This is a genomic window from Mesotoga sp. B105.6.4 (assembly GCF_002896535.1).
GTDB lineage: Bacteria > Thermotogota > Thermotogae > Petrotogales > Kosmotogaceae > Mesotoga.
In genome coordinates, this window is record NZ_JWIM01000047.1 from 19005 (window position 1) to 33606 (window position 14602).

Here is a 14602-nt window from a genome sequence, read left to right on the forward strand (position 1 = left end):
AGTTTGAGCTGTTTCTGGGCGATTATGCTACAGAGACTTGTGTTATCTTTGAATATGCGGTGAAACCGGGTGGTGTATTGATTTGAAACTCTGGTTACCTTTTCTCGTTGTCGTAACGGCTTTTCTGGCAATATCGTATATTTGGGGCTTCAATTTCTTCAGAAGTCCCAGCCAAGTTTTTATTCAGTATGAAAGGGCTATGCTTGATTACACCGCTCAAATTCGTCAGCAGCAGGAAGCCGGTTCTAAGGCAGGTCTCAATGAGAGGGAAATCGCGTTCCTGAGAGAGCTGGCGATAGTTGAGCTTGAGGGTGACATGAAGAGTCTGGTGTTTGATTTCCAAAAAGATTGGCCTTTGATGCAGCGTCACTACATCCAGTACGCGCATCGATCCGGCGACTGGTTCATAGAAGGATTGTCCGGATCGCTATATACTCAAGATGATCCTGAGTACAGTAGTTTTCTTGAACTGTACGAGTTGCAGGACGATCCAGATAGTTATTGCATCATATTCATCCCTGGATCCTCCGAGAAAAACGTTTTCACGGAGTTCAGCGGTGCGAGGGTTTACTATCTGCAAAGAACGATCTGGGGTTACAGAATTGAATGGAGTAGATCTTTGATTGATCTGATTCTCGATGTGGCTATTTCGTCTGCTTCCGTGTAGCATAGGTAACCCATCGTAAAGAATTCGTTGGCGGAATACCCATAATGAGGAGCCTTTGTGAGAATCTTTCATGTTATCAGGATCTCATTTTCTGGTATCCTTTTATAGAAGCGATTTTATTCAGTTATTGTTGGAGGATATGATGTTCTTGAAGAAGATCAGTCGAAGAATAAAAGATAGGAAGATGTCAAAGATAGAGAGAAGAATAGAGAGATCACAAGGGGGCGAAGAGAGGAACAGACTTCTCGCTGAACTGATGAACATGAAAGTAGAAATCGGAGATATAGAAGGTGCTTTTGAAGCTGCGGTTGAGAGACTAAGACTTATCACAAGCGATGAGTCGTTTGAAGACTTCTCGGCCATCTTCAAAAAGTTTGATAGACCTATGAGAACAGCTGCAACCAAATCTTTGATCAGACTTGCCGGAGAATTCGATGAGAAACTATGGAAAAGAGTTATGAGATTCTTCTTCAGCGAGGAGCCTGATCTAGCCATAGATTTGGCAACTGCTTGCTACAGGATTTCTCGAAGAGTCTTTTTTGTGGAGGTTGCTCTCCAGAATATTGAAATGACCGTTGCTTCTGCAAGTCGAGAGAGGCTTTCCAAGATTAAGGAGATGTACATGAACACGATTGCAGAAGTGGGAGAGATTTCGAGAGAGGATCAGCTAGCTATTCTCAAGCGCATCGTAGTCTCTAGTGAACTGACTATAAGAGATGAGCTTCTGTATCTGGAACTTTCTATAATGTATGGTCTTGTCACGTCTTCAGAGGAGGATTTGCGTGAAATCGCTGAGAGAATAGTCGAAAGGTTTGATGGCTGTGGGTATTCTTTTAAAGGAAACGAAGCGTCGTTTCTTATCAGGCTTGATCAAATCCTATCAAGGATAGATCGATTTGAAGACAAGAAAGCTCTGCTTGAAAAGATCAGGCTTCTGGATAAATCTGTTCCAGAAAGTGTTAACGAGATTTGCTCAGATGAATCAAATGATATTGAATTGATCAAGAAAAGAATTTCGGTCTCTGAATCAAGATCCAAAAACAGAAATGCGAGCAGAGAAGACCTTGAGGAGCTCGCCAGGGATTACGAAAGACTTATAGAGATTCTCCAACTACCGGAAGATAAGCTTGTTTATATAAGGAAACTGGGGGTTTTGCTCCGAGACCGTCTTGAAGAACATCATAAGGCTCTTGAAATCTTTGAAAAGGGCTTAAGGTTGAGAGGCGATGATGTGTCTCTCTGGCTTGTTAAGGGAATGACTCTCGAAAAGATCGCAAAAACCGAACGTGAACCCGACAGGGCTTCACTATACTGGAAAATGGCTTACAACCATTATCATGCTATTGCAGAGACTTTTGAAGAACAAGAGATAAAGCTTGCAGCAATCGAAAAGTGCGCAATGATACAGTCTGAAAGGCTAACCAAGATCTAGCCCGCTATGGGATAAAATGTGATGCGTCAGGAGGTGCTCTTTGAGGTTCTCGGACAAGGCGGTCTTGATTACCGGCGGTGCTAAAGGGATCGGGAAGGCAATAGCACTTGGCTTTGCAGAATCTGGAGCGCTTGAAGTCATAATGGATATTGACGAATTGGCCGGTAACGACACAGCGCAGACTATTAAAGGGCTTGGAGGTCAGCATTTTTCATTCAAGGAGATGTCTCTTCGGGAAGTGATGTTAGGAGAGCTGTTGATTATGCCGCAGCGCCAACAAGATCGATCAATACGCTAATAAACAATTCAAGTATCGCTTGGACTGGAACGATTCTAGACAGGTCGATAGATGACTGGAAAAAGGTTCTTGAAGTCAATCTCACTGGCCCTTATATGATGACTAAGTACTGTGTTCCTTATCTGATATATTCTGAAGCACCCAGTTTAGTTAACATTGTCTCAACCAGAGCACTAATGTCTGAACAAGACTCAGAACCTTACTCAGCTTCAAAAGGTGGATTACTGGCTCTTACACATTCACTGGCTATTAGTCTTGGACCAAAGATTAGGTAAACGCTATCAGCCCTGGAATGATTGATGTTACAGACAGGGGAGCCAATAGTAGTTCCAGTCTGAGTGAGACCGCTAATAAAAAACATCCTGTGGGTAGAGTAGGCAGACCAAAGGACATAGGGAAAGCGTGCCTTTTCCTGGCAAGTGATGAGTCCTCTTTCATTACGGGTGCCAATCTGATTATTGATGGCGGCATGACTCGGAAGATGATTTATGTCGAAAAGAGGTGGTGAAAGTTGAACCGAAGACTCGAAGGAGCTAGAGTTAAGTCACTTATTGAGATGCTTTCTGGATATCACAGAGTGAGAGGAAGCAGGGATTACACCAAATCAATGCATGCCGTTATTGATTACCTTCTTCGTGGGGGGCTTCCGGAGGAAAGATTCAAGATATTCAGTTACCCGGCAGACGGAGTTACGAGAACGGGAAATACTCTGTCTACTCTTGCATGGGAACCGATATATGGAGAACTGTGGCTGGAAGATCCCGAAAGGGTTTTCATAACTTCGACAGCAGTCACGAAGGTTTCCCTTGTCTCGGGGAGTGGGAGCACAGAAGGCTGGGAAACACTTCCTCTGGTTATCTATGATGGTAAAGGAGACTATTCGAAAAAGGCGGTTTTGGCAAATGATGATCCGGCAAAGGTCTTTCAAAACGCAGTAGTTGAGGGTGGAGCGAGGTGTCTTATCTTATGCCACATGAGGAAGGCTTTTGAGGAAATTGGCCGTAGCCTGGATAGTTTACCTGAAATGACCAACTTTCTGACTATTCCACACGATAGAGAATCCGCAAACAGGAATACAGTTGCGTTTTCTGTGTCGAAGGAGAAATTCGATCTTCTGTCTGAACGCGTAAAAAGGAGCTCTTCACTTGTAAGATTCAGGGCCGAAACGAGACTTACAGAGGGCGAATTAGAGATTCTGCAGATAGACGCTACAGGCTTCAACGAAGGTCCTGAGGTTCTTCTGACTGCTCATCTATGTCACCCCTCTCCTGGGGCCGATGACAATGCGAGCGGTGCGGCTCTCGCTGCAGAGATTGCAAAGGTTCTTAATGACAGCGGATTCCCGTATTCCGTAAAGGTTGCTCTGGTTCCCGAGTATCTAGGTAGTGTTCCGTATGCTCTTCAACTCAAGAATGAGAGCCGTCTCCCTGTTTGCACTATAAACTTCGATATGGTTGGTGCCGATCAGGATAAGACAGGTTCAACCTTCATTCTTTCGAAAGTGCCACCATATCTTCCTCAGAGATGGGGAAGGACTCTTGCTTACAACATAGAAAGGAATATGCCGTCTAGTTCCGGTTATCCATTGAAGAGATTTGGCGAAATCCCATTTATGGCCGGATCTGATCACTGCGTATTCACGACTCTAGGAATTCCTTCTCCGTTTATGGGCCATCTGCCAGATAGATACTACCACTCTGATTTCGACACACCTCGCATGATGGACGAAATGGAGCTGGAATGGGTGGGGTTATCAGCTTTAGAAACTCTCGATCAGCTTGTCCGGCCTGATCCTAATGTGCTTCTAAGTGTTGGGGGCAGAATGATTGGCGAGCTATATCAGATTCTAAACAGAATAGCTGGAAGGGAGGGAAGTGACGATATCTATGATCTTCTCATCTCTAATTTCGAGGGAGATTTACTCAGAAAGATCTTCAGCAATTCAGGCAATCTCCCCTCGTTAAGCCCTCTAGAACCAACATTCGAGAGTTCTCTGGGCCTAGAATGGATTAAGACATTTCCTCAAGAGCTAAATGAGGAGCTGGCTATAGATTTCGCCAGCATCGCGGATTTTGTGGTAGGGGGAGCTGCCTTGATCGGAGGTAGGGAATCCGTAGAGCTTCTTGCCAGCATTCACTATGATGTGGAAATTGAAAAAGTCAGAGTAATTACCGGCTGGATGATAGATAAGGGGTTGCTTAGATCATGATATCAAGAAGACTCTGTCTTTTCGCCTTCATGGGGCTTATTGCAGTTCTCGGTTGTGCGAAATTTGAACTGAAGGCAGAAAGTGGTTTTGCGATGCCTTGGAATGGATTTCTTGAACAAGCTGGTTCGGGGAAAACGGATCTTCTCGACAGAAGCAACTTTCGCGCGTATTTCATTCCGACTGCAGGATATGAGTTTTTCCAGGATCACCTGATCGAAGTGAGTATTGTGCACTTCTCCGTGAACAGCTCACTCGAAGCAACAGGAACAGAATCACTAATTACTTACGAATCAATGTTTAGGCAAGATGTGCTCTCAGTAACTTACGGATATGCTCTCCCCGTTCTGGATCGTTTTTCTCTTCAACTTGGAGTTCAAGGACGTCTGTTATTCAAGCAGATTGATCTTACGGGTTCAGAGCAATACAGCCGCAAAATGACTGATTTTGGTTTTGGTCCGGCAGCAGATATAAAGTTAAAGATGAATGATCAGGTTTTTGTCGCCTTAGAGGTAGCAACAGGGCTCGGCAAAGGGAACGGCTTTATCGATTTTTATACAGGACTCCACTTTGAAGGCCCGTTTTATTACGTGAGAGCCGGTTCAAGATACTGGTCTTTGACCAATTCTTTCGATGGAGACAGGTTGTTCCTTTCGTTTGTAAGTCTTGGCGCACAGTTTTGCGCGTATTTCTAGGGTTGATTCTGAGCAAAAGAAAGTGGATTGAGAGAGGAAATTCTCACAATTCCAAGTACAGGAACGCTGAACTTCTCGAGTAGAGAGCGCCCCTCTTCAAAAGTTTTCTCTATTACTGCCGCGAAGCCTACTAAGGATGCACCAGTTCTTAGAGTAAGCGTTGCAAGAGCCTCAATAGTCTTGCCGCTTGCCAAGAAGTCGTCAACGATTATTACTCTGTCTTCTTTGCCAAGATAATCAAGGGAAACATTTAGTTCCACTACTCCCCCTTTTGTATGAGAAGGAGCCGATTCGCTAAGATAATGTTGCATCGTAATGGGCCTGCTCTTCCGTGCGAAAACAAGCTGAGCTCCCAAATCACAAGCAGCCATTAGAGAGGGAGCTATTCCGGAACTCTCGGCAGTCAATACTTTTGTGACTTCGTAATCTCTGAAAAAGTCAGCTATCAGTTCTCCAGCACTTTTCATAAGTAAAGGGTCAATCTGATGGTTCAGAAAGGAGTCCACTCTCAGTATACCGTTTCCCATAACAGATCCTCTACTTCTTACTGCTTCTTCTAGGGAGGAGACTATCTCTTTTCTGGAAAGATTGGATTTGTTCATCGATCAACCTCCAGCAAGTTTATGGTACTATAATCAACTATTTCTGTATCTGTTTCTTGAAGGAGAAATTCCTTTTGTGTAAGGTATGTTTGGCATGAAACCTTTGCCGGAAAGAAATCGAAGGAGAGTCCTCAAGGAGGTCAAAGAAACCTATATGTTCAGAGTGTCTTCTATGAGAATTAGGGAGACAAAGATCACTTCAATTTTGCTTAAGTCATTTCTTCCAAGAGTGGACGCAATGTATAAATTAATAGTGCAAAACTTTTATGGAGGTGGTGTAGTGAAGCTGAGAATAACCGTACTTTTCATAATCGTGATGATTGTTGCGTCAGTTTCATTTGGGAGCTATTTCAACGCGAACAATATTGGAGGTTCAGTTGTCTATTTTCCATTGCTTCTAGGGATTTTCTCTGTAAATGGCTACTACAGGTTGGGTCTTGAAGTCTTCGGCGGTTCTCAAACCGGCAGTCTTCGATTTACTCCAACAATGCTTTACGCAGGACCTGCCTTGTCATATTCGGGTGCGCTCAGGAAAATCTCAGGTCTTGAAGCGGGTATTGATGGTCGTTTAGTAACTGGGATTGAAAGCCTTTCTTTCAACTTGTTTGGCAGAAGGTACATGGTTTCCATGGGCCTTAGAGGACAGTTTATGTTCTCTTTCTATGAGTCGACAGATAGATTCAAAACAAGACTCTCTCCAGAAATAGGTTTTATTGATGTGACCAAGATGACAGATAGGTTCAAGTTCTCACTTTTCCTCTGGCCTCTTCCCGTCCTCTTGGGATTCGACATGTATTTTTAGGAGAAGAGCCCCTTATGGGGCTCTTCTTATTTCTGAACAAGCTTCATCGGTTCTCCGCAACAGACGAGTTCTCCTCCGCCGGCTTCTTTCACTTCAACCACGTTTCCGCATATCTCGCATCTGTAAACTTCTCCAACGTTTTTTACTTTCATGATCTCACTCTCCCTTCTGATTAATAAACTTTGCAGACCGATCCACAGTCTGATGAATTGGAGGTGCGGACTATGGAAAGAGTCTTCTTTGCTGTTCTAATGACGATATTTATCATCGCTGCTGCAAGTGCTACGTATCAGGAACCGCAAACTGTTTTTAACACTTATTTGCAAGACGGAACCTTTGTCTATGGCGGTAGTGTGGTGTTGAGCTGGGACGTTGTTGTCAGGAACAGCTCCGTTGTGTTGAGCAATCTAGATCTCTGGATATCAAACAGGGATTCCGGAGCAAGAGTTAGTCTTAAGTCATCACCGTTTATCGATGTCGTCAGTTACAATCTTTACCTTGGAACATCTCCGACTCCGCAGCTTTATGCGACAACGAAATCAAGTACTTACTTCGTAGACAGACTATCTCCAAACACTATATATTACTGGCAAATCGTAGCAGTCGATGCAGCTGGCAACAGATATCATGGTCCGATATGGTACTTCTTGACCAAGTGATCAAACCACAGGGTTAGGTGGCTCCTTTCCTTCAAGAACGGCTGCAACGTTGCGTCCTACAATAATTGCCATCTCTTTTCTTGCTTCACTGGTGGCAGATCCAATATGGGGAAGAAGAACCACGTTGTTCAGTTCTATCAACTCTTGAGGCACATAAGGTTCTTCTTCATATACATCTAGGCCAGCTGCGGCTAGTCTTCCGGTCTTAAGCGCCTTTATCAGTGCGCTTTCATCGATGATCTCACCTCTGGCAGTATTAACTAGAATGGCTCCTGGTTTCATCAATGAGAGCCTCTTCTCGTTCAGCAAGTGATAGGTTTCCTTAGTTAGAGGAGCATGAAGCGACAGAAAATCAGAACTCTTCAGTAACTCTTCAAGACTAATATGCCTTACATTCAATCTCTCTTCTTCTTGAGAAAGAAGTGGTTTTCTGTTGAAATAAAAGACATTCATTCCGAACGCTCTAGCCCTTTTCGCTACAGCTTTTCCAATTCTGCCAAGTCCGATTATGCCCAGATTCTTCCCGGAGAGAGAAGGGCCGGTTAGCAAATCTGGCTTCCATCCAACGAATTTGCGCTCTCTAATGAAACTGTCTCCCTCTACGATTCTTCTGCTGGTTGCCAGAATGAGTGCCATTGTCAAATCTGCAGTGGCATCGGTAAGAACTTCCGGCGTATTGGTGACTCGTACTCCTCTCTTTCTTGCCTCCTCAATATCGATGTTGTTGTACCCGACTGCGTAGTTTGCGATAACCTTTAACTTTGGCAGTGAAGATATGACTTCTGAATCAATCTTGTCCGAGAGAAGAGTTATCAGTGCTGACGCGTCTTTGCCTTCACGAATTATCTCTTCTTTCTTAAGAAATCTGTCTTCAGTGTTTCCATAGATATCATAGCCCTTCAGAAGAAGCATACCTTCATCGGGGATCTTGTAAGTGAAGAAGACTTTGTCCATTGAGCACCTCCTAAGAAGATGATATCATTATTAGTTATTCTCAAAACCCGATAAGTTTACTTACAATGCTTTTTCCGGTCTTATGACAACCTCAGAGGCTCTCAAATCAATTATCACTTTCATTCCTTCAACGAGAGATCCATCGATTATCATATCGGCAATCGGCCCTTCCACAGATTTCTCAATCAACCTTCGAACTGGCCTAGCACCGTATTCTCTGTCATAACCTTCTTTTGCTAGATACCCAAGTGCTTCCTTGCTGATCTCAACAGAAATCTTCTGTTCAGCGAGTCTTTTCTCCATTTCTGCTATCCTCATCTTGACTATGCCTTCCATAGCTTTTTCGTCTAATGGTCTGAATAGCACTATTGAGTCCAATCTGTTAATGAATTCGGGTCTGAAAGCTCTTCGTAAGATCTCCTCCACAACTGATTTCATTTGGTTCTCATCACTCATTTCAGTTAGTTCCTTAGAGGCCAAGTTACTTGTCATGATTAAGATCGTATTCGAGAATGAGACGGTCTTTCCCTTTCCGTCTGTTAGCCGACCGTCATCCATTATCTGTAGCAGCACGTTGTGAACTTCCTTGTGAGCCTTCTCAACCTCATCAAGAAGCACAACAGAATAAGGTCTCCTTCTTACCGATTCAGTTAGTTGACCACCTTCTTCGTAGCCTACATAGCCGGGAGGAGCGCCTATAAGTCTGGAAACAGTGTGCTTTTCCATGTATTCGGACATGTCAATCCTGACGATTGCATCTTCGCTACCGAATAGGATGAAGGCAAGTGCCTTTGCAAGTTCCGTCTTTCCTACTCCGGTTGGACCCAGGAACATGAAAGAACCCCATGGCCTATGAGGAGCATTGAGGCCTGCTCTGGCTCGTCTGATTGTTTGAGAGACGACGTTCACTGCTTCTTCCTGATCCATGAACCTTTCATGGATTATTGACTCTAGGTCGCGAAGCTTTTCGCGCTCGGACTGAAGCATCTTTCCGGCCGGAATTCCCGTCCACTGTTCAACTACAGAAGCTACCACAGTTGGTGTTACGGCCTTTCCAAATGACTCATCTGACTCCCATTTCTTTTTCTCTTCGCGAAATTCTCTGCTTTTTCTCTCGGCCTCCGTTTTCAACTCTGCAGCAGCCTGATACTCTCCCTTTTCTGCAAGTGAGGTTATCTGAGAGTCGAGGTCCTTGAGCTGACGGTCAAGAAGTCTTAGTCTTTCCGGCATGTAACCCGTTTGAAGTCTCACAAATGAAGCCGCTTCGTCAACAAGATCTATTGCTTTGTCTGGAAGATAACGGTCAGTTATGTACTTCACGCTAAGGTCGACGGCTGTTTTTAAAGCATCATCTTCGATTTTTATCTCGTGGTGCTTCTCGTAAGTAGATTTCAGTCCTTCAAGAATTCTATAGGTTTCCTCAGGGGTCGGCTGATCGACCATAACAGGCTGAAAACGTCTTTCGAGGGCTCTGTCTTTTTCAATGTACTTTCTGTATTCATCAAGAGTTGTTGCACCGATGCATTGTAGTTCGCCTCTGGCAAGAGCTGGCTTCAAGAGATTTGCAGCATCCATAGATCCCTCGGCTGAGCCAGCTCCTACAACGCTATGTATCTCATCTATGAACAGGATTACTTCACCAGAGAGTTTTCTCACTGAATCGATGATGTCCTTCATTCTCTCTTCGAATTCTCCTCTGAATTTCGTTCCGGCGACCAGTCTACCCATATCCAGAGCCAGGACGCTCTTGTTATTCAAGTATTCGGGGACATCGCCACTCACAATACGTTGAGCCAAACCTTCTACAATTGCGGTTTTTCCAACTCCCGGTTCTCCGACGAGCGCGGGATTGTTCTTGGTTTTCCTTCCAACAATCTGTATTACCCTTCTGACTTCATCTTCTCTACCAATAACTGGCATAAGCTTGCCTTCCTTTGCAAGCTGAGTAAGATCGATTGTGAACTTCTTCAAGGAAGAAAGATTCTCATCCTCTTCTGCGCCGCTTTTTGTTCGGCCCTTGAGAATCAATGTGTATATATTATCGAGATTGATCCCGTATTTTGACAGGAGTCTGCTTGCAACAGCAGAGGTCTCCCGCACCATCGCCAGAAGTATATGTTCGGTTCCAGTTTTTGAATCATGCATTCTTCTCGCTTCACTTCGGGCATTCTCGAGGATGTGCCTGGCCTCCGGAGTGATATATATCTGGTTTGTTGACTCTCGGCTACTTCCATAACGGCCGATGACTTCTTCAACATCTTTCTTCAGAGAATCTATGCTGATGTTCTTTCCGTTCAGTATCTCGATGGCGATATTATCCCCGTCCTCGAGCATGGAAAGAAGTATATGTTCCGATGCGAGTTGATTCTGCCTGTATCTCATCAGGATGTCTTGAACATCCATGAGGATTTTCTTTGCCTTCTCGGTGTACTCTTCATAGTTGATCATCACTACACCTCCAAAAAAAGGGCGCCCGAAAGCGCCCTCTTAGTTTTTCTCTAACGTTAATCGATCTTTACTTGGATAGCTTCTTTCTTGACTTCTTCTTTTTTGGGAAGCTCGAGTTTTAGGACACCGTCTTCGTATTTCGCCTTGACATCATCACTCTTAACGTACTCAGGAAGCCTGAATATTCTCTGGAATGCTCCGCTATATCTCTCGTAGCGGTGGTAGTCTCTTTCTTTTTCCTCTCTTTCAAGCTTCTTCTCGCCTTTGATTGAGAGAACATCATCTTCTACCTTGATTTCGAGTTCATCCTTCTTAATTCCAGGGATGTCCATTTCGATAAAAACTGAGTTATCCTTTTCGTAGATGTCAACTTCCGGACTGAACATCCCAGCTTCTTTCGACTGATCATTCAGACCTCTGAAGGCTTCATTAAAGAGTCTGTCCATCTCTCTTTGAATCTCCTCGAAAGGTCTGAAAACATCACTTCCTCTTCTGATAGCCAACATATTAACACCTCCATTCTTAGGATCTCTATGATTTCTGCTATTTACTGTCTTCCGGCGGTATATACTCGGTACCACTGTCACTATCATTATTATCACCTTCTTGTGGGACTCCGTCTGCAGGAGTTTGAGCCTGGGCTTTCTGGTAAACACTCTGTCCAACTCTCATACTTTCCTTCTGAAGCTGGTCAAATAGCAGCTTTATTCTCTGAATGTTGTCTTCGTTGATCGCGTCCCTCAGGTCCTTCACGAGACCTTCGAGCTTGCCACGATCCTCAGAGGATATCTTGTCGCCGCTCTCACTAAGGAGTTTGTCTATACTATATGCAAGCTGATCGGCTTGATTCTTCAACTCAATTTCCTGTTTCTTTTGTTTGTCCTGTTCTTCGTATTTCTTTGCTTCCTCTACCACTCTCTTTATTTCTTCTTCTGACATCTTCTGTCTTCCACTTACCACCATGGATTGTTCTCTATTGGTTCCCAGGTCTTTTGCGGAGACGTGAACTATTCCATCGCTGTCAATATCGAAAGTCACTTCAATCTGAGGAACTCCTCTAGGAGCGGGAGCAATTCCGGTAAGCTTGAAGCTTCCAAGAGACATGTTGTCTCTTGCCATAGTTCTTTCTCCCTGGTAGACAGCTACCTCCACTTCCGTCTGCCCGTCGGCCGCTGTAGTGAAAACTTTCGATCTCTTGACTGGAACGGTAGAGTTTCTCTCGATGATCGGTTCCATCAAACCGCCCATTACTTCTACTCCTAAAGTCAAAGGAGTGACATCTACGAGCACAAGATCACTTTCTACACTGCCGGACAGTATTCCGCTTTGCAGAGCTGCTCCGATAGCAACGGCCTCATCTGGATTTATGTTCTTGTTCGGGTCTTTGCCGAAGATCGATTTGATGAAACTTTGAACCATTGGAATCCTTGTTGAACCTCCTACAAGAAGCACTTCATCTATCTCTTTCGGAGAGAGTTTTGCATCGCTCATTGCTCTCTCTATCTGCTCTCTGGTGCCTTCCACAAGATCCTTTATCAGAGACTCTAGTGTCGATCTAGTTATCTTCATTTCAAGATGCAGTGGTCCATCGACAGTTGCAGTTATGAAAGGCAAAGAAATCTCCGTTTCAAACTTTGAAGAAAGCTCTATCTTTGCTCTTTCTGCGGCATCCTTAAGCCTCTGGAACGCCTGTTTGTCTTTTCGAAGATCAACGTTGTTCTTCTTTCTGAAGTCTTCTGCTATATGGTCAATCAACCTCTGGTCGAAGTCATCTCCACCGAGGTGGTTGTTGCCCGACGTTGACAAGACTTCAACTACACCGTCACCTATATCCAATACGGAGACGTCGAAGGTTCCTCCACCCAAATCATATACTATGATCTTCTTATCGCCGCGTTTCTTGTCAATTCCGTAAGCTACGGCAGCTGCTGTTGGTTCGTTAATGATCCTCTGGACTTCCAGTCCAGCAATAATACCAGCCTCTTTTGTGGCCTGCCTCTGAGCATCGTTGAAGTATGCGGGACAAGTAATTACCGCCTGTGTTATCTTTCCTCCGAGGTAAGCCTCGGCGTCGGCCTTCATCTTCTTCAGAATGTAAGCGCTTATCTCCTGAGGCGTGTATTCCTTATCATCAATCTTCACCTTGTAGTCGGAACCCATTTTTCGCTTCACAGATCTTACTGTTCTGTCTGCATTTAGTATCGTTTGTCTCTTGGCGGGTTCGCCGACAATGATCTCTCCCGTTTTGCTGAAAGAAACTATCGATGGGGTGGTTCGATTCCCCTCAGCATTGGGAATGACCTCAACGTTACCGTCCGGCTTCACCCACGAAATAACTGAATTTGTAGTTCCAAGGTCAATACCAACTGTGTATTCCTTATTTGCCATCTGATTTCCCTCCTTGCCACCAACTCAACATCTACAAATCTATTATAGGTAAGTGGAGTGCACCTGTCAAGAAGAGATAATCATAATTAAGACAGAATATAAGTCTTTTCTAGAGAGGGTAGTATAGACCTAAATAATTACATAATTAAATCGTATAGCGTTCTTAGTATAAGACTGACAATAATCACTGATTTTTTAGTTGAACTCTGTCCGGGACAAAGCCGGTTGCTTGCCAATCTCTTTACTGGATACAGTTAGGATTCCGTTCTAGGGTTTCTCCAAGAGAGATAAGATCAGTTATTTCTATCTTCGAAGGATGCTTCTCAAGAATCGTGGGGTACTTCAGCCCTGACCCTGTGAGAACTGCAACAACAACAGCTCTCTTCATATTCACTTCTTTTTGCAGTTTGTTCAAAGCTGCGAAAGGCACAGCGCTGGCTGGTTGGGCGAAGAGCCCCTTTTCAGCCAGATCTCTTTGAGCTTTAAGGATACTCGCTTCATCTACTGCGACAGTTATTCCATCAGTTTCTCTCAAAATCTTCAGTATTGCGTTCCCGCTTGGAGGGAAAGGATTCTCGATAGCGTGAGCGACAGTACAAGGATCAATAAATCGCGAGACGGTTTCAGCCCCTTGTGAAAAGGCCAGATGTATGGGGCAGCATCCCATCGCCTGCGCTACAACAATTCTCGGGAGGGTATTCGAGAATCCAAATTTCTTTAGTTCGCGAAAGCCTTTTTCGATGCCCCTCAAATTGCCTCCAGAACTTGTTGGAACAACAACAAAGTCAGGAACCTTTTCACCTAACTGAAGAAATATCTCGAATGCAATCGTCTTCGAGCCTTCAACCCTCATTGGAACATCTGAATTTGCCATGTAAATCCCGGCTTTCGCGCCAATTTCTACAGACTTGTGGTACAGGTCACCGTAGTCTCCCGTAACCTTGAGGACTCTTGGTCCATATATTGCGATTGGAGCTATTTTCTCTTCTGGAATGGAATCTGAAATCAGAATCGTTGTTCTCAGATTTGCTCTCTTTCCATAGGCGGCGACGGAAGCCCCCATGTTGCCCGTAGAGACTGTGCCGATTTGTCTGTATCCTTGATTTATAGCGTCAAGCGTTGCCAGATAGGTTCCCCGATCCTTAAATGACCAGGTGGGGTTTATCGACTCGTTCTTAACGAACAGTTCCAGTCCATCAAGAGTGGTATTCTCCAGTCTTGTTAGTGGAGTCAATCCTTCTCCCATCGAAAGAAAGTTGTTATCCTTCAGTTCTGGTAAAAGATGAGAAAAGCTCTCCAACATTTCTGATCTTCTGAATTGAAGCTTAATGAGCTTCTGGTTTTCGATTACGATTTCCAGTGGTTCTCCGCACGTGCAGCGGAAGTATTCTTGAGAATACTCTTTTCCGCAAGCAGTGCAGATTAGTCTCGAATGTTTCATTATATCGCCT

General features: G+C 44.3%; 13 protein-coding genes and 1 pseudogene. 7 read left to right on the forward strand and 7 right to left on the reverse strand.

Features of this window, described 5'->3' with window-relative positions; translation table 11 throughout:
• The first annotated feature begins 82 nt into the window (after positions 1-82).
• The 5 genes and pseudogenes from RJ60_RS10395 to RJ60_RS10415 all read left to right on the forward strand — a co-directional run bounded on the left by RJ60_RS10395 (position 83) and on the right by RJ60_RS10415 (position 5298).
• The gene (locus RJ60_RS10395; protein WP_103134693.1) at positions 83-667 is read left to right on the forward strand and encodes a hypothetical protein; all 585 of its coding nucleotides are present in this window, start codon (positions 83-85) and stop codon (positions 665-667) included.
• A gap of 142 nt (positions 668-809) precedes the next feature.
• The gene (locus tag RJ60_RS10400) at positions 810-2099 is read left to right on the forward strand and encodes a hypothetical protein (protein ID WP_103134694.1); all 1290 of its coding nucleotides are present in this window, start codon (positions 810-812) and stop codon (positions 2097-2099) included.
• A gap of 64 nt (positions 2100-2163) precedes the next feature.
• Positions 2164-2905: pseudogene (locus tag RJ60_RS16545) on the forward strand (SDR family oxidoreductase).
• A 3-nt stretch (positions 2906-2908) separates the two neighbouring features.
• Positions 2909-4606 carry a DUF4910 domain-containing protein gene (locus tag RJ60_RS10410; protein WP_103134695.1) on the forward strand — a complete coding sequence of 566 codons (1698 nt, stop codon included), beginning with the start codon at positions 2909-2911 and terminating at the stop codon, positions 4604-4606.
• Complete coding sequence (locus tag RJ60_RS10415; RefSeq protein ID WP_099829864.1) at positions 4603-5298, forward strand: hypothetical protein; 696 nt, start codon at positions 4603-4605, stop codon at positions 5296-5298. The genes RJ60_RS10410 and RJ60_RS10415 overlap by 4 nt, the downstream gene beginning before the upstream one ends.
• On the opposite strand, the gene xpt is transcribed toward RJ60_RS10415, so the two are convergent.
• The gene (xpt, locus tag RJ60_RS10420) at positions 5295-5900 is read right to left on the reverse strand and encodes a xanthine phosphoribosyltransferase (RefSeq protein WP_103134696.1); all 606 of its coding nucleotides are present in this window, start codon (positions 5898-5900) and stop codon (positions 5295-5297) included. The two genes, RJ60_RS10415 and xpt, sit on opposite strands and share 4 nt — an antisense overlap.
• Before the next feature lie 280 nt (positions 5901-6180).
• Between xpt and RJ60_RS10425 the strand changes: the two genes are divergently transcribed.
• Positions 6181-6702 carry a hypothetical protein gene (locus RJ60_RS10425; protein WP_146028910.1) on the forward strand — a complete coding sequence of 174 codons (522 nt, stop codon included), beginning with the start codon at positions 6181-6183 and terminating at the stop codon, positions 6700-6702.
• 26 nt (positions 6703-6728) lie between these two features.
• Here the strand turns inward: RJ60_RS10425 and RJ60_RS10430 are convergent, their stop codons facing one another.
• Complete coding sequence (locus RJ60_RS10430; protein WP_099829869.1) at positions 6729-6854, reverse strand: desulfoferrodoxin FeS4 iron-binding domain-containing protein; 126 nt, start codon at positions 6852-6854, stop codon at positions 6729-6731.
• Between the two features lie 72 nt (positions 6855-6926).
• On the opposite strand from RJ60_RS10430, the gene RJ60_RS10435 reads away from it, so the two are divergent.
• Positions 6927-7361: a hypothetical protein gene (locus tag RJ60_RS10435; RefSeq protein ID WP_103134698.1), complete on the forward strand. Its 435-nt coding sequence runs from the start codon at positions 6927-6929 to the stop codon at positions 7359-7361.
• Here RJ60_RS10435 and RJ60_RS10440 read toward each other — a convergent pair whose 3' ends face one another.
• The 5 genes from RJ60_RS10440 to RJ60_RS10460 all read right to left on the reverse strand — a co-directional run bounded on the left by RJ60_RS10440 (position 7362) and on the right by RJ60_RS10460 (position 14592).
• The gene (locus RJ60_RS10440) at positions 7362-8315 is read right to left on the reverse strand and encodes a D-glycerate dehydrogenase (protein WP_103134699.1); all 954 of its coding nucleotides are present in this window, start codon (positions 8313-8315) and stop codon (positions 7362-7364) included.
• Positions 8316-8375: 60 nt separating this feature from the next.
• On the reverse strand, positions 8376-10763 hold the full coding sequence (locus RJ60_RS10445) for an ATP-dependent Clp protease ATP-binding subunit (protein ID WP_103134700.1): 2388 nt from the start codon (positions 10761-10763) through the stop codon (positions 8376-8378).
• Between the two features lie 56 nt (positions 10764-10819).
• The gene (locus RJ60_RS10450) at positions 10820-11269 is read right to left on the reverse strand and encodes an Hsp20/alpha crystallin family protein (RefSeq protein ID WP_099829875.1); all 450 of its coding nucleotides are present in this window, start codon (positions 11267-11269) and stop codon (positions 10820-10822) included.
• Between the two features lie 37 nt (positions 11270-11306).
• Entirely contained in the window at positions 11307-13151 is a 1845-nt protein-coding gene (dnaK, locus tag RJ60_RS10455) for a molecular chaperone DnaK (RefSeq protein ID WP_103134701.1), read from the reverse strand.
• 241 nt (positions 13152-13392) lie between these two features.
• Positions 13393-14592 carry a threonine synthase gene (locus RJ60_RS10460; RefSeq protein WP_103134702.1) on the reverse strand — a complete coding sequence of 400 codons (1200 nt, stop codon included), beginning with the start codon at positions 14590-14592 and terminating at the stop codon, positions 13393-13395.
• Between the last annotated feature and the right edge of the window lie 10 nt (positions 14593-14602).